This window comes from Aliiroseovarius sp. D2-2, assembly GCF_055809455.1.
This window is the reverse complement of record NZ_CM147913.1, coordinates 1,971,430-1,991,087: the sequence shown is the minus strand read 5'-3', so window position 1 is coordinate 1,991,087 and position 19,658 is coordinate 1,971,430. Positions and strand designations below refer to the sequence as shown.

General features: G+C 55.5%; 15 protein-coding genes and 1 pseudogene. 10 read left to right on the top strand and 6 right to left on the bottom strand.

Features of this window, described 5'->3' with window-relative positions; genetic code table 11:
• Positions 1-150 precede the first annotated feature (150 nt).
• The 3 genes from AC0L6A_RS09805 to AC0L6A_RS09795 are packed head-to-tail and all read right to left on the bottom strand — an operon-like array spanning position 151 to position 2,289.
• Positions 151-636: a CinA family protein gene (locus AC0L6A_RS09805; protein WP_473289654.1), complete on the bottom strand. Its 486-nt coding sequence runs from the start codon at positions 634-636 to the stop codon at positions 151-153.
• Positions 633-1,133, bottom strand: coding sequence for a phosphatidylglycerophosphatase A family protein (locus AC0L6A_RS09800; RefSeq protein ID WP_473289652.1), 501 nt, complete (start codon positions 1,131-1,133; stop codon positions 633-635). Before AC0L6A_RS09800 ends, AC0L6A_RS09805 begins: the two co-directional genes overlap by 4 nt.
• Before the next feature lies 1 nt (position 1,134).
• Positions 1,135-2,289 (bottom strand): bifunctional 2-C-methyl-D-erythritol 4-phosphate cytidylyltransferase/2-C-methyl-D-erythritol 2,4-cyclodiphosphate synthase, encoded by a 1,155-nt coding sequence (locus tag AC0L6A_RS09795; protein WP_473289650.1) that lies wholly within the window; start codon positions 2,287-2,289, stop codon positions 1,135-1,137.
• A gap of 166 nt (positions 2,290-2,455) precedes the next feature.
• Here AC0L6A_RS09795 and dusB point away from each other — a divergent pair, with 166 nt between their 5' ends.
• The 9 genes and pseudogenes from dusB to hflX all read left to right on the top strand — a co-directional run bounded on the left by dusB (position 2,456) and on the right by hflX (position 14,518).
• Positions 2,456-3,436: a tRNA dihydrouridine synthase DusB gene (gene dusB / locus AC0L6A_RS09790; RefSeq protein WP_473289648.1), complete on the top strand. Its 981-nt coding sequence runs from the start codon at positions 2,456-2,458 to the stop codon at positions 3,434-3,436.
• Positions 3,436-4,545 (top strand): two-component system sensor histidine kinase NtrB, encoded by a 1,110-nt coding sequence (locus tag AC0L6A_RS09785; protein WP_473289646.1) that lies wholly within the window; start codon positions 3,436-3,438, stop codon positions 4,543-4,545. Before dusB ends, AC0L6A_RS09785 begins: the two co-directional genes overlap by 1 nt.
• Positions 4,545-5,939, top strand: a complete 1,395-nt coding sequence (locus AC0L6A_RS09780) for a response regulator (protein WP_473293451.1) — start codon at positions 4,545-4,547, stop codon at positions 5,937-5,939. The genes AC0L6A_RS09785 and AC0L6A_RS09780 overlap by 1 nt, the downstream gene beginning before the upstream one ends.
• 189 nt (positions 5,940-6,128) lie before the next feature.
• Positions 6,129-8,321, top strand: coding sequence for a sensor histidine kinase NtrY-like (locus AC0L6A_RS09775; protein ID WP_473289644.1), 2,193 nt, complete (start codon positions 6,129-6,131; stop codon positions 8,319-8,321).
• Positions 8,318-9,743 (top strand): annotated as a pseudogene (gene ntrX, locus AC0L6A_RS09770) (nitrogen assimilation response regulator NtrX). Before AC0L6A_RS09775 ends, ntrX begins: the two are co-directional and overlap by 4 nt.
• Positions 9,744-9,882: 139 nt before the next feature.
• Positions 9,883-11,259 (top strand): Trk system potassium transporter TrkA, encoded by a 1,377-nt coding sequence (trkA, locus tag AC0L6A_RS09765; protein WP_473289643.1) that lies wholly within the window; start codon positions 9,883-9,885, stop codon positions 11,257-11,259.
• Positions 11,260-11,268: 9 nt separating this feature from the next.
• A complete protein-coding gene (locus tag AC0L6A_RS09760) occupies positions 11,269-12,807 on the top strand; it encodes a TrkH family potassium uptake protein (RefSeq protein WP_473289641.1) in 1,539 nt (512 codons plus the stop codon).
• A gap of 167 nt (positions 12,808-12,974) precedes the next feature.
• Positions 12,975-13,211, top strand: a complete 237-nt coding sequence (hfq, locus tag AC0L6A_RS09755; RefSeq protein WP_133488330.1) for an RNA chaperone Hfq — start codon at positions 12,975-12,977, stop codon at positions 13,209-13,211.
• 8 nt (positions 13,212-13,219) lie between these two features.
• A complete protein-coding gene (hflX, locus tag AC0L6A_RS09750; protein WP_473293449.1) occupies positions 13,220-14,518 on the top strand; it encodes a GTPase HflX in 1,299 nt (432 codons plus the stop codon).
• 86 nt (positions 14,519-14,604) lie between these two features.
• Here hflX and AC0L6A_RS09745 read toward each other — a convergent pair whose 3' ends face one another.
• Together AC0L6A_RS09745 and AC0L6A_RS09740 are read right to left on the bottom strand one after the other, a co-directional pair.
• The gene (locus tag AC0L6A_RS09745; RefSeq protein ID WP_473289638.1) at positions 14,605-15,408 is read right to left on the bottom strand and encodes a mechanosensitive ion channel family protein; all 804 of its coding nucleotides are present in this window, start codon (positions 15,406-15,408) and stop codon (positions 14,605-14,607) included.
• A gap of 99 nt (positions 15,409-15,507) precedes the next feature.
• Positions 15,508-17,976 carry a penicillin acylase family protein gene (locus AC0L6A_RS09740; RefSeq protein ID WP_473289636.1) on the bottom strand — a complete coding sequence of 823 codons (2,469 nt, stop codon included), beginning with the start codon at positions 17,974-17,976 and terminating at the stop codon, positions 15,508-15,510.
• A 106-nt stretch (positions 17,977-18,082) separates the two neighbouring features.
• Here AC0L6A_RS09740 and AC0L6A_RS09735 point away from each other — a divergent pair, with 106 nt between their 5' ends.
• A complete protein-coding gene (locus tag AC0L6A_RS09735) occupies positions 18,083-18,955 on the top strand; it encodes an NAD(P)-dependent oxidoreductase (protein ID WP_473289634.1) in 873 nt (290 codons plus the stop codon).
• Positions 18,956-19,019: 64 nt separating this feature from the next.
• Here the strand turns inward: AC0L6A_RS09735 and AC0L6A_RS09730 are convergent, their stop codons facing one another.
• Positions 19,020-19,586 (bottom strand): lipid-binding SYLF domain-containing protein, encoded by a 567-nt coding sequence (locus AC0L6A_RS09730; protein WP_473289632.1) that lies wholly within the window; start codon positions 19,584-19,586, stop codon positions 19,020-19,022.
• Positions 19,587-19,658: the final 72 nt, after the last annotated feature.

Here is a 19,658-nt window from a genome sequence, read left to right as displayed (position 1 = left end):
GACCGTTGAAGTGGGTGTGATCGAAAATCTGGCGCACTACATCCAGAACGCGCTTTTCATAAGCACTGAACGTGCGGAATTTCTTATCTGCTCAATATTTGGGCGTGATGCTTAGGTGAATGCGCGGTGATTGCGCGCTGTAAAAATACTCTAGGGCGTGTTGGAAAGCGCAACTGCCCCTTGGTTGAGCAGCGAAAGCGCATGGAATGCGGCGGCTTCACGCACCTTGTCACGTCCGATCGCGCCAAACTCTTGCGTTTCGACATGAATAACGTCGCGATAAGCAAGGCCAAAGCAAACGCGGCCTTCGGGCTTGTGTTCAGATCCGCCTGGTCCGGCGATGCCTGTAATCGAAACGGCGATATCCGCTGTGGAATGCGTCAACGCTCCCGCAGCCATTTCGCTTGCGACCTCTTCTGATACTGCGCCAAACGCGTCCAAGGTTGCGGTTTGAACACCAAGCATGTCCTGCTTGGCCGCGTTCGAATAGGTAATGAAACCGCGATCATATACGTCCGAGCTGCCCGGAACCTCGGTCAACCACGCGCCAACAAGACCGCCGGTGCAGCTTTCCGCTGTGGCAAGTTTAAGGCCGTGAGTGCGGCAAAGGTCCAGAAGGGCGGCGGCATTGCTCATGCAAACAATCCATGAGCCGCATAGGCTGTCACAACCACAACAATGGCAGCAGCCACGCCAGCATAAACATCATCCATCATGACGCCGGTCGCATCGCCGCGCCGGTCGGCCGTGCCAATCGGGCCCCATTTGGTGATGTCAAACAGCCGGAACGCAAGAAAGGCAACAATCCAACCGGGATAGAGCGCAAGGATGTCCACGCCCATCATGCGGGCCCCGAAGGAGACCGGGAACAGGGCAATCCACATGCCGACTACTTCGTCGATCACAACCTCGGACGGATCGTGGTCGGATTTGCCCGCTGTGTAAGCTTCGGTTGCTTTTACACCAATCAGATAGGCCGCAATGCTCGCGCCAGTCAGCGCGATTGGGCCGCCGATCAAATGTAGAACCCATGCGGCGGGCAGGGCGGCAAGACTGCCCCAAGTGCCGGGCGCGGGTCGCATCAGGCCCGCGTAAAAGAAAGTCGCAATCAGTTTGGCGGTTGAAGGGCTCATGTCACGCTCCGATCAAAGTTGCCGTGGCCATCGAGGCTATGCCCTCGGACCGTCCAGTAAAACCAAGCCGTTCGCTTGTCGTGGCTTTCACGCTGATCCGGTCTTCGGTCAGCCCCATGATTTCGGACAATGAAGCGCGCATGGCCTGCGCATGTGGGCCGATCTTGGGGTGCTCGCAAATCAAAGTCACATCAACATTCGAGATGCGATAACCGCGTTTGGCCGCCAGATCGACCGCATGGCGCAGGAATATGTCGCTGGCAGCCCCTTTCCATTGCGGGTCAGAGGGCGGGAAGTGCTGTCCAATGTCGCCATCTGCCAACGCGCCATAAATCGCATCGGTCAGCGCATGCATCCCAACATCGGCGTCAGAATGCCCCTTTAGTTTGCGGTTATGCGGGATTTCGACGCCACATAGGATCACGTGATCCCCGTCTTCAAACGCGTGAACGTCATATCCACTGCCTACCCGAACATCCATCAGGCTCTCCTTATCGTTCTGTTCGCGCTGCAAAAGCAGGCGCTCGGCCCGTTCAAAATCTTCGGGTGTCGTAATTTTCAGGTTCTGTTCATCGCCGTCTACAATGGTGACATCCAGATGAGCCGTGCGGGCAACTTCAACGTCATCGGCGGCGTTGCCGGGGTGCGATTGATGCGCAGCCAGTATTTCGGCAAATCGGAAGCCTTGTGGCGTCTGCGCACGATAAAGCCCGCTGCGATCCTGTGTGCCCATCACTTTCTGATCCGAACCGCGCCACAAAGCATCTGTCACCGCAAGGGCAGGTGCCGCACCGGGCGCGGTGTCCAGCGCTGCAATGACGTCATTGATCACTTTGGATGAGACCAGCGGGCGGGCAACGTCGTGGATCAAAACAAGGTTTGGAGCGTCCTTGGCTAGTGCTTCAAGCCCAGCGCGGACACTGGCGTCTCTCGTTGCGCCCCCATGCACCAAAGTGACACCATCAATTGATGCAGCAATCGCTTCGTCATCGGGATGGATTACAAGAACCACACGCGAAATACTGGAGTGATCGCGGAACGCTTTCACGGTATGAGCCGCGATCTGATCCCCCGCGATCCGTCGCCATTGTTTTGGCATTTCACCGCCTGCGCGCATACCTCGCCCGGCGGCCACGATGATGGCTGCTGTATTCATGAGACTTGTTTAGGCTTTGCTCAGTGGAAGAACAACAGCGCTGTCATGGGCGACAAAAGCGCCTAAAAAATAAGCATAATGCAAATCTGATGCTCGAACCTCGTGCATATTGTTGATATATATTAGGGCGTCAGTCCAATCTGACCGCACTGCACAAGGAATAAGCATGTCCCTTTCCGTCGGACCACTTCAATTGGAGACGCCCGTGATTCTGGCCCCCATGGCTGGGATCACCGATTTGCCGTTCCGCAATCTGGTTGCAGGTTTCGGGGCAGGGCTGGTGGTTTCTGAAATGGTTGCCAGTCAGGAAATGGTGCAGGCCAAACCTGGCGTGCGCGAGCGGGCAGAGCTTGGGTTTGGATTGGACAAGACCTCGGTACAACTGGCAGCGCGGGATGTTTACTGGGCGGGCGAGGCTGCGCGCATGGTAGAACAGAACGGCGCACGGTTGATTGACATCAATATGGGCTGCCCCGCGCGCAAAGTAGTGGGCGGTATGTCCGGATCGGCTTTGATGCGCGATCTGGATCATGCGCTTAGACTTATCGAAGCGATCGTGGGTGCTGTCAGTATCCCAGTCACGCTGAAAACCCGTTTAGGCTGGGACGACAACAGTTTGAACGCGCCGAAGCTGGCGCAGCTCGCCGAAGGGGCGGGCATTCAATTGATTACGATACATGGACGCACGCGCTGCCAGTTTTACAAAGGTACGGCGGATTGGGCAGCCATCCGCCCCGTGAAAGAGGCCGTGTCGATCCCTGTCATTGCCAATGGTGACATCGTAAACAGTGGTACCGCGCGGCAGGCCTTGGCGCAAAGTGGCGCTGATGGGGTGATGATCGGACGAGGGGCGGGCGGCCGACCCTGGCTTTTGGCGCAGGTCGCGCATGATCTATACGAGGCACCGGCCCCTACGATCCCGCAAGGCGATGATCTGATCGCAATGGTGATTGACCACTATCACGCCAGCCTCGATTTTTACGGACCTGAACTGGGTGCGCGGGTGATCAGAAAGCATCTTGGGTGGTATATGGACGAGGTCAGATCTGACCCGGAATTGCGCCGTCAACTCCTGTCCTCACGTGACCCGGTGCAGGTTGTCGATCTTCTGCCCCGCGCCTTAAACCCAGTGAACGAGGCCGCATAATGCAGGATGAACGTCTCTGGTCCGTATTACCCGTTCCAACGCTAGAGCTGGATGAAGCCGGGCTTGTGTCCCGCGTAAATGGGGCGGGTGAGAGTTTTCTGAACATGTCTGAGCGCCGTTTGACAGGCAAGCACCCCAATGTGGCATTGGGTTTGGCACAAAAGCTGGACGACATGCTGGAACGGGTTCAGCGTACCGAAAGCCCGCTTTTTGTGGATGGTATCAATTTACGCCTGTCTGATGGTACCCAGCGCGAGGTCAGCTTGCATATCGCGCCGCTCCCAGCATCTGACACTGATCCGGCCGGGATGATCATCATGCTGCATTCACGCAGTGGGTCTGATGCGCTTGGGCAGGTCCAAGCACCCAAATCCGCAGCGCGTCAGGCGATCGGAATGGCTGAAATGCTGGCGCATGAAATCAAAAACCCACTGGCCGGCATTTCGGGTGCAGCACAACTGCTGTCGATGTCTCTGTCCCCAGAGGATCAAGAGATGACCGATCTGATCGTAGCAGAGACACGGCGAGTGGTCGCGCTGTTGGAACAGGTGGAACGTTTCGGCGATCTTCGCCCTCCTGTTCGCCAACCAACAAATATTCACGACCTGCTAGATCGCGCACGCGCTACGGCCCGGTTGGGTTACGCGTCAGGCGTAACATTTTCCGAGCTTTATGATCCGTCGCTTCCTGATGTTTTGGTGGATGCGGATCAGATTCAGCAAGTATTCTTGAATTTGATTAAAAATGCATCAGAAGTCACTAATAATGAAGGAAAAATAGAGTTTCGAACATTCTATGACAGTGGCTTGCGCGTGCCTCTTGCAGGTGGGGGGCAAGCACATCTTCCGATACAGGTTGAGATCATTGATGATGGCCCCGGTTTGCCGCCCGACATAGCTGACAATGTCTTTGATCCCTTTGTGTCAGGCCGCGAAAACGGAACTGGGCTTGGATTGGCATTGGTCTCCAAGATCGTGACAGATCATGGTGCTTTGATTTCAGTTAACAGCGTGCCCGGTCGCACGGTGTTCAGGATCAGTTTGCCGGTCGCAAAGCCGGGATCGGACCGCAGTGAACCACCCCAAGTTAGCCCGCAAGGAGACGAATGATGGACGGAACAGTTCTGGTAGCAGATGACGACCGCACAATCCGGACGGTGCTGACACAGGCCCTGACACGGGCGGGGTGCCGCGTTCATGCGACGGGCTCGATGCAGACATTGATGCGCTGGGTGGAAGAAGGGCGGGGTGACGTCGTGATTTCGGACGTGGTCATGCCGGACGGCAACGGGCTTGAGGCGTTGCCACGCATTTTGAAGCTGCGCCCCGACCTGCCTGTGATCGTGATTTCGGCCCAGAACACCATCATGACCGCCATTCAGGCGGCTGAGGCCGACGCCTTCGACTATTTGCCCAAGCCCTTTGATCTGCCAGAATTGATGAAGCGCACCGCGCGTGCGCTTGAGCGTAAACGTGTACGTCCATCCGAACCAGATACCACCGCAATCCGGCCCGCCCGCGATGTGGATGACTTGCCTTTGGTGGGTCATAGCCCGGCCATGCAAGAGCTCTATCGCCTTGTTGCGCGGGTTTTGAATGTCGATCTTCCCGTTCTAATCACCGGGGAAAGCGGTGTTGGTAAGTCTCTGATTGCGCGGGCATTGCATGATTTTTCGGACCGGGGGGAGGCCCCTTTCATCATCGCCTCACCAGATGATCTGGAACGATCAGAGGCCGTTAACTCGTTGATGTCGCGGGCCCGTGATGGCGTCATTCTGTTTGACGGCATTCAAGATTTGAATGACACCGCGCAAGGACGACTGGCCCGGTTGCTGGACACGGCAGAAGCAAACAACACGCGGGTCCTGTCCATTTCGCAGGGTGATCTTGCAGTTGAGGCGGCGAATGGGCGGTTTCGCTCTGATCTTTACTATCGGCTTGCTGGGATCGCGATCCCGGTGCCGGCTTTGCGCGACAGGATTGAAGACATTGTTGGTCTTGCCGCACACTTCTTAGCGCGCGCTGAACAAGAGGGCATGTCACGAAGACAATTGCCCGAAAAGGCGGCTTCGGCGCTGCGGTCCTATTCTTGGCCTGGAAATGTAAGGCAGCTTGAAAACTTGATCAGTCGGTTGGTGGTGACGGGTGTTGAGGAACAGATCTCGGTTGATGAAATCGAGACAGCACTTGGTGGTTCCGCTGCACAATCCAATGCTATTCATCAAAGCTCAGGCGGCACTGTGAATTCCGACGCGCGCCTTGCGGATACGATTGCGCAACACCTGCAACGTTATTTCGATCTACATGGTGGCGCGCTGCCTCCTAACGGGCTGTACCAGCGTATTTTGCGGGAAATGGAGCTTCCTTTGCTGGAAATCGCATTGGACGCCACGGGCGGAAATCAAGCTAGATGTGCTGATTTGCTTGGCATCAACCGCAATACTTTGCGCAAAAAGATCACCGAATTGGGAATCGAGGTGACACGCCGCCGTAAGTTGATGTAAAAGGGCAACATAGCGTGGCATTCGGGCACAAGATCCGATTCACATAGGTGGTACCTGTTCGCTTGAGGCGGTGAACAGAATTTTTACAGGGTGAGCACAGTGGCGCAGCGCGCGGTGCGGAAATCGAATTACGAGCGTTATTTGTCCTTGCGTCGCTGGCGCAGGTACAGTTCTTATGGCGCATTTGGAATGATTGTGTTGGGACCGGTTTTGGCGGTCACCACTTTCCTTGTGCTTGGCCCCTTCGCTCAGGGCGCGGACAGCAAAGCGCTCCGGCTGATTCTTCTGGCAGACATTATCTATGTGATCTTGGTGGCGGGGCTGGTGATGACTGGCGTCGGTCGCATGATCGCAGCACGCCGCAAAGAAAGTGCTGGGTCGAGGCTGCACTTGCGTCTGACGGGTGTCTTTGCCGTGATCGCGCTTAGCCCAACTATCCTTGTGGCTATTTTCGCGATGCTCACGCTGAATATGGGGCTTGAAGGGTGGTTCTCAGATAGGGTTCGCACCGTGGTCGGCAATTCTCGTGCTGCGGCTGAAGCTTATAAACAAGAAAGCCGCGATGGGCTGGTCCAAGATGCACGCGCAATTGCTGCGTTTCTAGAGCTGCAGCGCCAATCGCAACTGTTGCTGACAGACGCAGAGCTGGGTCAGTTCCTGAAGCAAGCACAAGAGCGTATTCAACGCGGCCTGCGCGAGGCTTATGTGATTTCAGGCGACGGCACGATCCGTGTGCGCGGGGCCAGATCCTACTTGTTTGACTATGAACAACCAACTCCTGAACAGTTTGCCAAAGCTGAAGAAGGTGAGGCCGTCGTCATCGAGGACTGGATGATCAACGAGTTCCGAGTGTTGATCCGACTAAGAGAGTTCACCGACCATTACATTTTGCTAACACGCGACGTGAACGGCGACATTCTTGATCTTGCCGACGAAACGCAGGAAGCCGCACGCGTATACAATCAACTTGAATCGCAACGCGGACAGCGTCTGTTCCAATTTGGCCTTATTTATCTGGGCTTTGCGGCTATTCTGATCCTTGCCGCGATTTGGATGGGGATGTGGTTCGCCGAGCGTTTGTCGCGCCCTGTTGGCCGTCTGGCCAGTGCGGCCCAAAGGGTCGGTGCAGGGGATCTGGATGTACGTGTCATCGAGGAAGAGGGTGATGACGAGCTTTCGATGCTTGGGCGTTATTTCAACCAGATGACAACCCGGTTGAAGGGGCAGCGCGATCGGCTTTTGGAAAACACCGAACAGATTGAACGACGCCGTCGTTTGTTTGACAGCGTGCTTGGCTCGGTTACGGGTGGTGTCATTGGTTTGAATGCGGACGGGCAAGTGGCGTTCCTGAACCGAGCTGCGGAACTGCTTTTGGATGTACGGGACGAAAACGGGCAAGAGCATGATCTGTCGCTTGTTGTTCCTGAATTTCAGCCATTGTTGGACGCTGTGACACGCGATGGTCAGCAAAGCGCCCAACAAGAAATGCGTCTGACGCGGAATGGGAAGCAAGAAAACCTGCTGGTGCGTATCGCCATGCGTCGCAACGACGATGGTGGGCTTGAAGGCTACGTGATCGCGTTTGACGATGTGACCGACCTTGTGTCGGCACAACGTATGGCGGCCTGGGGCGATGTGGCCCGAAGAATTGCCCATGAGATCAAGAACCCACTGACCCCGATCCAGCTGTCGGCTGAACGGATCAAGCGCAAGTTTTCCCTTGTTGATGGCGTGGATGTGGAGGCATTGGAGCAATACACAGATGTGATTGTGCGCCAGACAAACGACCTTCGACGCATCGTGGACGAGTTCTCAAAATTCGCCCGTATGCCTGAACCGGAACGGCGTGAAACGGATTTGACGAAGCTTCTGAAAGACATTGTACTGTTGCAGGATGCCGGTCAGGAAGGCGTTCGGATCGAAGCAGAACTTCTTGATCACCCAGTCTTGATCGAGATCGACCAGACCATGATCGGTCAGGCTTTGACCAACCTGATTAAGAATGCAGGAGAGGCTATTGAAACCTTGTACGAAAATGAAAAGCCAGACGGGCATAAAGCAGAGATAAAAGTCGCTATGTCCGAGGGTGAAGGCGGTGTTGTGATCACGATCGCGGACAATGGTATTGGTCTTCCAGAAGACCGTGCCAGACTGTTTGAGCCTTACGTGACAACACGCGAAAAGGGCACCGGTCTGGGGCTGCCCATTGTGAAGAAAATTATCGAAGAACATGGCGGGCGGTTGAGCTTGGAAGATGCCCCCGTCTTTGAAACAGAAAAAGCAAACGGCGGCGCACATTTTGGCGCGATGGCACGCATTTTCCTGCCAAAGAGCACTGCAGGTGGTGATGCCAATGTCGTTAAAACAGGAGACCCCACATGAGCGATATTCTGATTGTTGATGACGAACGGGACATTCGTGAGCTGATTTCCGATATTTTGGAGGATGAAGGCTTTTCGACCCGGCTTGCAGGCACCTCGGACGAGGCGGTGGCACAGGTTAAGGCAGAGCTGCCTTCGTTAATGATCCTAGACATTTGGCTGAAAGACAGCGCCATGGATGGGATCGACATCTTGAAGATGGTGAAACGCGAACACCCTGAAGTTCCGGTGGTAATCATTTCCGGTCACGGAAATATCGAAATCGCCGTCGCTGCGATCAAGCAAGGCGCTTACGACTTTATCGAAAAGCCCTTCAATATTGATCAGCTAATGGTTGTGATCACACGGGCGATGGAAACCAGCCGCCTGCGTCGTGAAAACACAGAGCTTAAGCGGCGCGATAGCTTCCCATCCGAGATGGTTGGACAAAGTTCGGCCTTCAAGGCATTGAAATCTAATCTTGAAAAAGTGACCAAATCAAACGGTCGTGTGATGCTGACCGGCCCGGCTGGTGTCGGGAAAGAGCTTGCCGCCCGCTATATTCACGCGAATTCTGATCGTGCGTCAGCGCCCTTGGTTGTCGTCAATTCGGCCTCGATCGAAGCGGATCGTATGGAAGAAGTTCTGTTTGGCCGAGAAAGCGAAGAACGTGGGATCGAACCGGGATTGCTGGAAGAGGCCAATGGCGGTGTCGTCTATTTCGACGAAGTTGCCGACATGCCAGTTGGGACGCAGTCCAAGATCCTTCGCGTGTTGGTCGATCAACGGTTCCAAAGGGTAGGTGGTGCAGACAAGGTCTCGGTCGATTTACGGGTCATATCCTCAACAAGCCGTGATCTGCAGAGTGAGATCGCAGCTGGAACCTTTAGAGAAGAGCTGTATCACCGTTTGAATGTGGTTCCGATTGCGGTGCCGCCGTTGGATGAACGGCGCGAGGATATTCCAGAGCTGGCTGCACATTTCATCACGGTGTTTAACGCCGAACAAGGCTTGCCCCTGCGCGATTTGGCTGAAGACGCTCAGGCGATGCTGCAAACCATGCAATGGCCTGGGAATGTCCGCCAACTGAAAAACGTGGTCGAGCGGGTGTTGATCCTTGGTGACGGCACGGATGAAATCGCTGCTTCCGAACTTCCGGGGCAAGAAGCGTCTGCAGACGAAGGGGCCGATCAGGCGATTGTCGTCTCTGGGGCTTTGGCGATGATGCCGCTTCGCGAAGCGCGCGAAGCGTTTGAACGCGAGTATCTGTTAACCCAGATCAACCGTTTCGGCGGCAATATCTCGCGGACTGCGAATTTTGTCGGAATGGAGAGATCTCGCCTTGCACCGAAAACTTAAGTCGCTTGGTGTTGTCACTGGGTCAAAAGCTGGGGCTCGTATGGCCTATGTTGCTGGCGAAGAAGAGGAATCCGCTGAGGCGTGAGCATATGGTGACACCTAGTCTCCCGGTAACACACGACGCGGCCGGGCATTGACCCTTTCGCGCCCATCTGCCATCCCTTCAAAGGAGCTGCGTGACTGTCAGGCGTGGTTGAAGCGGTAGGGCGTTCCAAGGAGGCCGGATGAAAGTTATCATTTGCGGTGCAGGGCAGGTTGGTTGGCAGATTGCCCGCCATTTGTCGGGCGAAAAGAACGACGTCACCGTTGTAGACAACAACCCCGAACTTGTGGCCCGTGCGACTGATACCTTGGACGTACAAGGGATCGCCGGTCATGCGTCGCACCCGGACGTGCTGGATCGTGCCAATGCGCGCGATGCCGACATGATCATCGCCGCGACCTATTCGGACGAAGTGAATATGGTCACCTGTCAGGTGGCCCATTCGGTGTTTTCGATCCCACGCAAAATCGCGCGCCTGCGGTCGCAAAGCTATCTGGATGCGATCTACGCGGATCTCTATCGCCGCGATCACCTGCCAATTGATGTGGTTATCAGCCCTGAACGCGAAGTGGCCGAGGCTGTCCTGAAACGCATTCAGGCGCCATCCGCCTTTGATATTGAAAGCTTCCTTGGGGGGAAGGTTCAGCTTTTGGGCATTCAACTGGGCGAAGATTGCCCGGTAATCAACACGCCGTTGCGCCAGCTGACGGACCTTTTTTCGACGCTCAGTGCAATTGTTGTTGGTATTCGCCGCGACAAAAGCCTGTTTGCGCCCGAGCCGGGTGACCAACTGTTCGCGGGTGACCAAATCTATGTCTTCACCCGCAGCGAAGACGTCAATCGCACGCTCGAAGTATTTGGCAAATCCACCCGCCGTCAGGAACGCGTTGTTATCCTTGGGGGCGGCAATGTTGGACTTGCGGTTGCGCGCGAGCTTGAAACCCGCACCGACAGGATCCGCGCAAAGGTCATTGAGCTGGATCGCGGTGTGGCCGAACGGGCTGCAGATACGCTTGAACGCACCGTCGTTTTGCACGGCGACGGGATGAACCGCGAACTGATGAAAGAGGCGGGCGTACCCCGCGCTGATGCTATTTTAGCGGTCACCGATGATGACAAGGTGAACCTGCTGGCGTCAGTCCGGGCGAAGTCGGAAGGCTGTGCCATGTCCATTGCTCTTGTGAATGATCCGACGCTGGTTGGATTGATGGAGCCATTGGATATCGATGCCTACATCAACCCGCGCACCCAGACTGTCAGCTCGATCCTGCGTCACATTCGGCATGGTAAAGTCCGCGAAGTCTATTCCTTGGGCGACGCTGAGGCTGAGGTGATCGAGGCTCAGGTTTTGTCGACCTCTCCCATCGCTGGCAAGGCAATCCGGGACGTTGATTTTCCCGAAGGCGTGTTGGTCGGAGCGGTCATGAAAGGCGAAACCGTGGTGAAGCCCACAGGCAAAGTCAGGATCGACGAGGGCGATGTGGTCACATTGTTCTGCATGGCCGCCGATGTGCCGGAAGTTGAACGGTTGCTGCAGGTTTCGATCGATTTCTTCTAGGATCGCCATATGCTGACGCAGATCACCAAATTGCCGCTGCTTGTCATCCTGATGGGGATCAGCGTGCTGACCATGCTGATGCCAGCGGGATACGCTTGGACGGTCGAGGAATACTATCAGGGGCGTGTGTTTCTGTATGGTGCCCTGCTGTTTGGTTTCATAACCTTCTTTCTGGCCATCGCCATGGCAGACCGCCCCAGATCTACACGACACCGCCGCCACTTGATGGCGCTATTGGGGCTATTCGTTTTGCTGCCGCTTATGTTGGCGGTTCCCTTCCATCAGGCCGTGCGAACAACCAGCTTTCTAAACGCGTATGTCGAGATGGTGTCGGCCCTGACCACAACGGGTCTCACCCTGTTTCCAGACGCAGACCGTTTGCCCAAATCATTGCATCTGTGGCGGGCTCTGGTCGGCTGGATGGGCGGCTTTTACATTTGGGTGGGCGCGATTGCCATTTTGGCCCCAATGGCCTTGGGCGGGTTTGAGGTCCGCACGCGGTTTGGGGCGCGCGGAAGTGCGCTCGATACCCGGTTGGGGGCAGGGCACAGTCAGATCACGCGGGTTGCAGATTTCTCGGATCGGATCAGAACCTACGGCGTGCGGCTGTTGCCGATCTATGCTGGTTTGACAGCCGCTTTGTGGGTCGGGTTGGTCATCGCCGGTGAAAGCCCGTTTGTCGCGCTGTGTCACGCCATGTCGACCCTTTCTACAAGTGGGATATCCCCTGTGGGCGGCCTGTCCGGCGGGGTCGCGGGCTTTGGCGGCGAGGTGATGATCGCTGCATTTCTAGTCTTTGCAATCTCCCGTCAAACCTTTGCCAGCGATATGAACACCAGCGAACTGCCGTCTTTGTGGAAGGACCCTGAAATTCGACTGGCCACCGTGATCACCGTGGCACTGACGGGATTTCTGTTTCTGCGCCATTGGGTTGGTGCCTATGAGGTCGATGAGGAACTGAATGTCGTTGCAGGCCTTACCTCCCTTTGGGGGTCTCTCTTTACCGTGCTGTCCTTCCTCACAACGTCTGGCTTTGAAAGCCAGGCTTGGGAGGCAAGTGGAAACTGGTCTGGGCTAAGCACACCGGGCCTTTTGTTGATGGGGCTGGCCTTGATTGGCGGTGGCGTTGCGACAACAGCGGGCGGGGCAAAGTTGATGCGTGTCTACGCGCTGTATCTGCACGGACTTCGCGAGATGGAGAAGCTGGTTCATCCGTCTTCGGTAGGTGGGGCAGGAACCGAAGCCCGCCACTTGCGTGGGCGTGGCGCATATATGGCCTGGGTTTTCTTTATGCTTATGGCGTTGTCCGTGGCACTTGTGATGGCATTTTTTGCACTAACGGGGCAGGACTTTGAAAGTGCGGTTATCCTGTCGATTGCTGCCCTGACAACAACGGGTCCTATCGTGAATGTCGCTGCGGTTGATCCGCTGTCTGTCGTAGATCTTTCCAGCGCTGCAAAACTAGTTCTGACCGGGGCAATGATTTTAGGACGGTTGGAAACACTTGCCATTATTGCACTTTTAAGCCCTGATATATGGCGTCGATAGAAAGACGTGCTTTTCCAGCGTGTTATTTGCCCTGTTGTTTACATGCCATACCCCATCTAAGGCGGCGCAATTTGGGGGTGGAAACACCCAAACGAGCAGTTCATAGTGTCTATTAGGTGAAATCCCTGCCGGGAAACGGCAGCACGAGAAAAAAAAGGCAAAAAACGATGGCTGCCGATAAGCAAAACCTACAAGACGCATTCTTGAATCATGTCCGCAAATCGAAAGTTCCTGTGACGATCTTTCTGATCAATGGCGTGAAGCTTCAGGGTGTTATTTCTTGGTTCGACAACTTCTGCGTACTATTGCGCCGTGATGGGCAATCTCAGCTTGTGTACAAGCATGCGATTTCGACCATCATGCCGGGCCAACCGATCAATCTTTATGACGGCGAAGAAAGCTGACAGACCTCATTGAACAAGAGGAGAAGGCCACCCGCGCTTGGGTCCTTCACCCGGAACTGACCTCAGACTCCAGTCGACGGGCTTCGGGCCCGGCGTTGAATGAAGCCGTGTCCTTGGCCTCGGCGCTTCCGCACCTTGAGGTGCTGGGGTCTGAGGTTGTGCGCCTGCGCGATCCCCATCCCGGCAAGCTTTTTTCAAAAGGAAAGCTTGATGATCTGAGCCAGCGCCTGAAAGTGGCCGAGGTTGACCTTGTGTTGGTTGATGGTCTTGTCAGCCCGGTTCAGCAGCGCAATCTGGAAAAAGAATGGGATGTGAAAATCCTTGATCGCACGGGTCTGATCCTCGAGATCTTCTCGGATCGTGCGCGTACCCGTGAAGGCGTGCTGCAAGTTGAAATGGCGGCGCTAAGCTATCAACGCACCCGTTTGGTGCGCGCTTGGACCCACCTTGAGCGCCAGCGTGGTGGTCTTGGGTTTGTTGGTGGACCCGGCGAAACCCAGATCGAGGCTGACCGACGCGCCATCGACGATCACATGAACCGACTGCGTAAGCAGCTTGAAAAGGTTGTTAAAACACGTGAACTGCACCGTGCAGCACGGGCCAAAGTTCCGTTCCCGATTGTGGCCCTTGTGGGTTATACCAATGCGGGGAAGTCGACGCTGTTCAATCGAATGACGGGCGCGAAGGTGCTGGCCAAAGACATGCTTTTTGCCACACTTGACCCAACCATGCGCCAAATTGAATTGCCTGCGGCCGGGAAAACACCTGAACAAGGTGGTGGGCGTAAGGTGATCTTGTCCGATACGGTGGGGTTCATCTCTGACCTGCCAACCCAGCTGGTCGCCGCTTTTCGCGCCACACTTGAAGAAGTGCTGGCCGCCGATCTGATCCTACACGTGCGCGACATCAGCCATGAAGGCACGGACGAACAGGCGCGCGATGTGGAAACCATCATGGCCGAACTTGGCGTAGATGAAGAGACCCCACAGCTTGAGATCTGGAACAAGCTTGATCTACTGGACGACGATGATGCCGAGGCTCGCCGTAAGGAAGCTTCGCGGTCAGATCATATCCTAACGCTTTCTGCGATCACCGGCGAAGGATTTGATGATCTGGTCTCTGCCATCGACGCAGCGCTTGATGAGCCACGTCGGACCGAGATTCTGCAATTGGCGTTCTCTGAAGGTAAGAAACGCGCATGGCTTTTCGAAAAAGGCATCGTTGAGGATGAAGATCCAGGGGAACAGGGTTGGGCCGTCACGGTTACATGGACTGACCGGCAAGCCGCTGAATTCGCCGCACTCTAATTATTTTGTCCCCAAACGAACGAAGACCATCCCGAGGGATGGCCTTCTGGCCGTGAGTGGCCACATCGTCCAAGTTTGGGGACGCGCTAGATGGCGTTATGGACGACGATCTGCTGGAATGGGATCTCGATCCCATCTTTCCGGAATTGCTCGTAAATAGCTTGGGGTAGGCTGTATTTGACGTCGAAGTAATGCGCACCTTCGGTAAACGGACGCACAAGGATATCAACCGAAGACGTATTCAGCGTTTCCACTTCAACGAAGGGCGCTGGTTCAGACAGCACATGTTCATTGGCTTTCAGAACTTTGGCGATCGAAGCCTTCACCTTTTTGATGTCACTTCCATAAGCGACCGAGGCAACCATATCGACCCCGCGAATAGAGTGGTGTGAGTGGTTGGTGATCTTGGTGCCCCAGATCTCGGAATTGGGGATGATGATGTGCTGATTGTCAAAAGTGATCATGTCTGTGGTGAACAAGGTAATTGAATCTACCTTACCGAAAGTGCCTGCAGCTTCAACGAAGTCACCTACTTTAAAGGGGCGGAACATGATCAACATGATGCCCGCAGCGAGGCTGGACAGGGTACCTTGCAGTGCCAACCCAACAGCCAGACCGGCTGCACCAAGGATGGCCACAAGAGATGTCGTTTCAATGCCGAAGCGATCAAGAACAACCAATCCTGCGAAAACCAACACCGCATATCGTGCGATGGAACCAAGGAAGTGGAATAAGGTCTCGTCAAGTGCCTCGTGGCTTTTACCAAAGCCGATGACGAGCCGCTTAACCAAACCGGCCACCCAATAGGCCGCGACGGCGATAACGACGACGTAAAGCACGTTCATTGCATTGGCTTGAAGCCAGCCCATTCCCTGAGAAACGTTGTCCATTCCAAATCCTTTTCGATCTCTGTGTTCGTGTTCTAATTGAAGATCGAGAATCTGAATAAGGGGAAAAGAATGGCCATCGTAACCCGAGACGGTTTTTAATCAGGGCTTAGGAAGCAGACGTGTGACGCCGACGGCTGCAGCTTTGGCAAGCTCTGGGTCCAATGACATTGGGGTGAATTCTCCGCGCCGCCACAGTTCCCCAAGATCATCATAGTGCCGGGACAGCGGGTGACCCGATTGGCCGGTCGAGGTGACGAACAGTGAACTGTCTGGATCCGAGAAGTCATAGATGCCGCGATAGCCTGCGCCATGAACGTTCTGGAAGGGGTTTTTACCGGTGCCTGCCGTCAATCCGCGTAACAGCGTGTTGTCACCGCCGGATGTCGACTGGCGGATGTTCACAAACCATTTCAGAAAGGGCACGTCACCCAGAACGGCGTGTTTGTGTACGGCTTGGTGGTAGTCGCCCCAACGCAGGCTTTCTTGTTTCCCCCCCGCATTCTCGGACAACCACAGCAAAGCATCATCCAGCGCAACACGCGCGATATCCGTGCAGGTTTCGGTTGCAGCGGATTGGATGACATCACACCAAACGGATGCGCCTTCGATATCGCGATATACGCGCTCCACGAACAATGGGTCGACATGTGTGAACGCTTCGGCCAGCGGTCCAAGTTCATCCCGGATCAATCGGTTTTGAAGGGCGCGTATCCAAGCCGAATAGATCAGAGGCTCGGGCATGTGTTCATTCATTTCGCCGTTCCAGTTGGCCAAAAGCTTCAACGCATCCTGCCGATCGCGTTCGGAAGTTCCTGCGGGTGCGGCTTCGCCGGTGAACCATAAATCGGCGCCAACTAGTGGCAACAACGTGCGTGCGGTCACGGAAACACTGTCCAGCTGAGCTTCGATAAAGCTGTCACGCGTATGAACTTCGCGGGCTTGCATAAGGCGTTTCCAACGCTGAATCCGTTGGCTGTCACCCCAGTTAAAACTCATATGTGCCGGGAAGGGGCGATCAATGATCTTGTTGTTGGTGTTCCCTAAAATCCCGCCTGAGGGCTGAACAAATTCAGGATTGGCGCTATAGCTCAGGGCTGTTCCCCACAGGTTTTCCTTGTTCCAGGCGGGGCTGGGGATACGCCCTTGGGTTTGGTGCCGAAGGTCACGACCAGGCATCTGACCGATGACTTTCATCGCAATCGTATCGTGATCCGCGAGTGTCAGTGTAAGGCTTGGGGACACGTAGTCCGCTGTCGCCGCAATACCCTCCATCACAGTCTGAGCGTGCATGAGTCCAACCCCTGCGCTCATTGACCTGTCTTTCTCGGTCAACAAGGTCCAAGACAGCGACATGGCATGCCCGGGAGGGGTAATCAGCCCCAGCCCATACATCTCGGCGGGAAGAATGGGACCGTTGGGGGACCATTGCATGGTCACGGTGACGGGGGCCTCGTCCTTAATTCGCAGGATCGTCGGGCGAGTGATGATGGGTGAAAAGCCCTTTGGCGTCTTCACCTCGTCCGGGTTTTCCGGGTTCAGTTTTTCAAGGTGAAGATCCTGATCGTCCAGGTAAGACGAAGTAATTCCGTAGCCAAAGCCCTCGGACCGGCCCGCAAGGATAAGCGGCATTCCGGGGATCGAGCCGCCAATAATACCGCCAGAACTCAGCTCTAGACGGGCAAGATACCAAATGGCCGGGGCGCTGAAGCCAAGATGTGGATCATTGGCAAGCAAGGTTGACCCGGCTGCCGAACGAACTGGTGCGGCCGCCCAAGCGTTTGATGCCCCTGCAAAGCCACGCTTTGGACTAGGCCACATCGCCGGGCGGGTTTGGTTGGGTGCATAGGTGGCGAAATTTGCCCGCGGGCCATCGAATAGCGACGCATAGTCGGGCAGGGCGGCAACGCCTTTTCCCGGCATGTCAGGAAGGATGTCCTTCACACGTTCTTCTGGAAGAGCAAGGGAAATGCGGGCGCGCAGGACTTCGTCTTCAAGCTGCCCCGACAGCTGCACTCCCATCAGTTTTAGGATGGCAAGGCTGTCTGCGGGTTGCCATGGCGAGATCTCGTTTGAGAACAGGAAGAACTCGGGCGCGCCGCGTCCAAGTGCTTCGGTGTTCACACGCGACAGATAGGCATTTACGCCCGAGGCATAGGCATTTAAAGCGACCTTGGTGTCTTCGTTTTGAAACTCCAACGAAGATCGCGCCAAGTTATAAAGATCCAGACGTCTCATCAGCTCGTCTGTTTTTAAGGTGCGTCTTCCGAAGACCTCAGACAAGCGTCCCTGAACAGTGCGCCGCATCATCATCATCTGCCACAGGCGGTCTTGTGCATGGACATAGCCAAGCCCAAAAAACACATCGCTGTCATTTGCACCCATGATGTGCGGAATGTTGGCGTTGTTGCGTATGATCTCGACCGGTGCGGTGATGCCGGGCGTCTGGCGGGTGACGTCATAATTGGGTAGGGATTGCGAGGCCAAGTAATAGACCATCGAGATTGCCAAAACAGCCAGAACCAACACGGCGGCAACACCGCGGATCAGCCATAAAATGAACTTGCCCATGCCCTAACCTAACTTCCGTCTCTGACGCATGAAACGCCCGTTGACCTTGCCTTCGCCAGCGGTAACTACTGTGACCTAAGACAGATTACAACGAAAGGGTCGCGAGATGGCAAAATGTGCGTTTTTAGGCTTGGGCGTAATGGGATATCCCATGGCCGGGCATCTGGTGGCTCAGGGGCACGAGGTCACCGTCTACAATCGAACCGCCACCAAGGCTAAGGCTTGGGCCAACGAACATGGCGGCAAACGGGCTGCGATCCCGCGCGAAGCATCCGCGGGCGCAGATTTTGTCATGGCGTGTGTCGGTAATGATGATGATCTTCGGTCGGTGGTGTCAGGAAGTGACGGCGCGCTGGCGGGCATGTCAGAGGGCGCGATATTTGTAGATCACACGACGGTTTCAGCCGCCGTGACACGCGAGTTGTTCGCTGAGGCGTCTAGCAAGAATATCTCGTTCGTAGATGCACCCGTTTCCGGTGGTCAGGCCGGCGCTGAGAACGGTGTGTTGTCGATCATGTGTGGCGGGGACGTCGATGCGTACTCGGCCGCTGAGCCGATCATGCAAAGCTATGGCCGCACGGTAAAACGTCTTGGAGACAGTGGTGCCGGTCAGCTGACCAAGATGGTCAACCAGATCTGCATTGCCGGATTGGTTCAGGGCCTGTCCGAAGGACTGCATTTCGCTGAAAAGGCCGGTTTGGACATTCGCGAGGTCGTGGACGTGATCCAAGGCGGGGCGGCGGGCAGCTGGCAAATGGTCAACCGACATGAAACCATGGCCGATGATCACTTTGACCACGGGTTTGCCGTGGATTGGATGCGCAAAGATCTGGGAATATGTCTGGACACTGCAAACGAAAACGGTGCGAGCTTACCCGTCACCGCGTTGATTGATCAGTTCTATAAAGATGTTCAGAAACTGGGTGGCGGACGTTGGGACACATCCAGTCTGATCAAACGCTTGCGCGCGTTGGATTGATAGAATTCAACAAAGAAAAGGGCGGCACATGGCCGCCCTTACAACTTGAAAATCGCGCAATGGATCAGGGAATGATCCGCGTGTATTTGGCCCCTTCAATCGACGCCCCGGCAATCAGACCGGTTTGTCCGAACACCACAGCGACGACGGGTGATGATGCCGTAATCGTATCTGCGGTCAGACGGTCACCTTCGTTCTGGAAGGCGTATTTGATGTCAGCAGATGCAACCCAGCCTGCATCGGCGCGGAAATCCTGAAGCGCTTCGTCGGTCATGAAGAACAGGACATGAGCAAATTGCTGTGCGCCGATCTGCAACCCTGCACTTGCTTGGGTAAGCGAGTAGTAGTCAACCGTCACGTCATTGATACGCAGCGCACCGCGCCCGTAAGCCCCGCCAAGACCAAAGCCAGCTTCTGTCACCAGCGGCATGATCAGTTGGCCCGTAGATTTCTCGGCCAATTGCCGTGCGCCGGGATAGCGGTTGTACAGGTATGCCAAGGTGCTGTCTGCGCGCGCATCGATCCGTGCGCCGCCACTTGATCCAATGCTGTTGTCGCAAGCTGCAAGTGCGACGCCAGCGCCGCCGACCCCGATCAAAAAGCCACGTCGAGAGATATCTGATGTTTGCATGTGTTTGCCTTTGTGCCTCATGCTGGGTCGCTATACCGCCTCGGCACAGTTCGACCTGGTTGCTCGAATGCG

Excerpts from the sequence above, each read along its gene's own strand:
- AC0L6A_RS09805 (WP_473289654.1), bottom strand. The coding sequence starts at position 636 with ATGAGCAATGCCGCCGCCCTTCTGGACCTTTGCCGCACTCACGGCCTT.
- AC0L6A_RS09800 (WP_473289652.1), bottom strand. The coding sequence starts at position 1,133 with ATGAGCCCTTCAACCGCCAAACTGATTGCGACTTTCTTTTACGCGGGC.
- AC0L6A_RS09795 (WP_473289650.1), bottom strand. The coding sequence starts at position 2,289 with ATGAATACAGCAGCCATCATCGTGGCCGCCGGGCGAGGTATGCGCGCA.
- dusB (WP_473289648.1), top strand. The coding sequence starts at position 2,456 with ATGTCCCTTTCCGTCGGACCACTTCAATTGGAGACGCCCGTGATTCTG.
- AC0L6A_RS09785 (WP_473289646.1), top strand. The coding sequence starts at position 3,436 with ATGCAGGATGAACGTCTCTGGTCCGTATTACCCGTTCCAACGCTAGAG.
- AC0L6A_RS09780 (WP_473293451.1), top strand. The coding sequence starts at position 4,545 with ATGGACGGAACAGTTCTGGTAGCAGATGACGACCGCACAATCCGGACG.
- AC0L6A_RS09775 (WP_473289644.1), top strand. The coding sequence starts at position 6,129 with ATGATTGTGTTGGGACCGGTTTTGGCGGTCACCACTTTCCTTGTGCTT.
- trkA (WP_473289643.1), top strand. The coding sequence starts at position 9,883 with ATGAAAGTTATCATTTGCGGTGCAGGGCAGGTTGGTTGGCAGATTGCC.
- AC0L6A_RS09760 (WP_473289641.1), top strand. The coding sequence starts at position 11,269 with ATGCTGACGCAGATCACCAAATTGCCGCTGCTTGTCATCCTGATGGGG.
- hfq (WP_133488330.1), top strand. The coding sequence starts at position 12,975 with ATGGCTGCCGATAAGCAAAACCTACAAGACGCATTCTTGAATCATGTC.
- AC0L6A_RS09745 (WP_473289638.1), bottom strand. The coding sequence starts at position 15,408 with ATGGACAACGTTTCTCAGGGAATGGGCTGGCTTCAAGCCAATGCAATG.
- AC0L6A_RS09740 (WP_473289636.1), bottom strand. The coding sequence starts at position 17,976 with ATGGGCAAGTTCATTTTATGGCTGATCCGCGGTGTTGCCGCCGTGTTG.
- AC0L6A_RS09735 (WP_473289634.1), top strand. The coding sequence starts at position 18,083 with ATGGCAAAATGTGCGTTTTTAGGCTTGGGCGTAATGGGATATCCCATG.
- AC0L6A_RS09730 (WP_473289632.1), bottom strand. The coding sequence starts at position 19,586 with ATGCAAACATCAGATATCTCTCGACGTGGCTTTTTGATCGGGGTCGGC.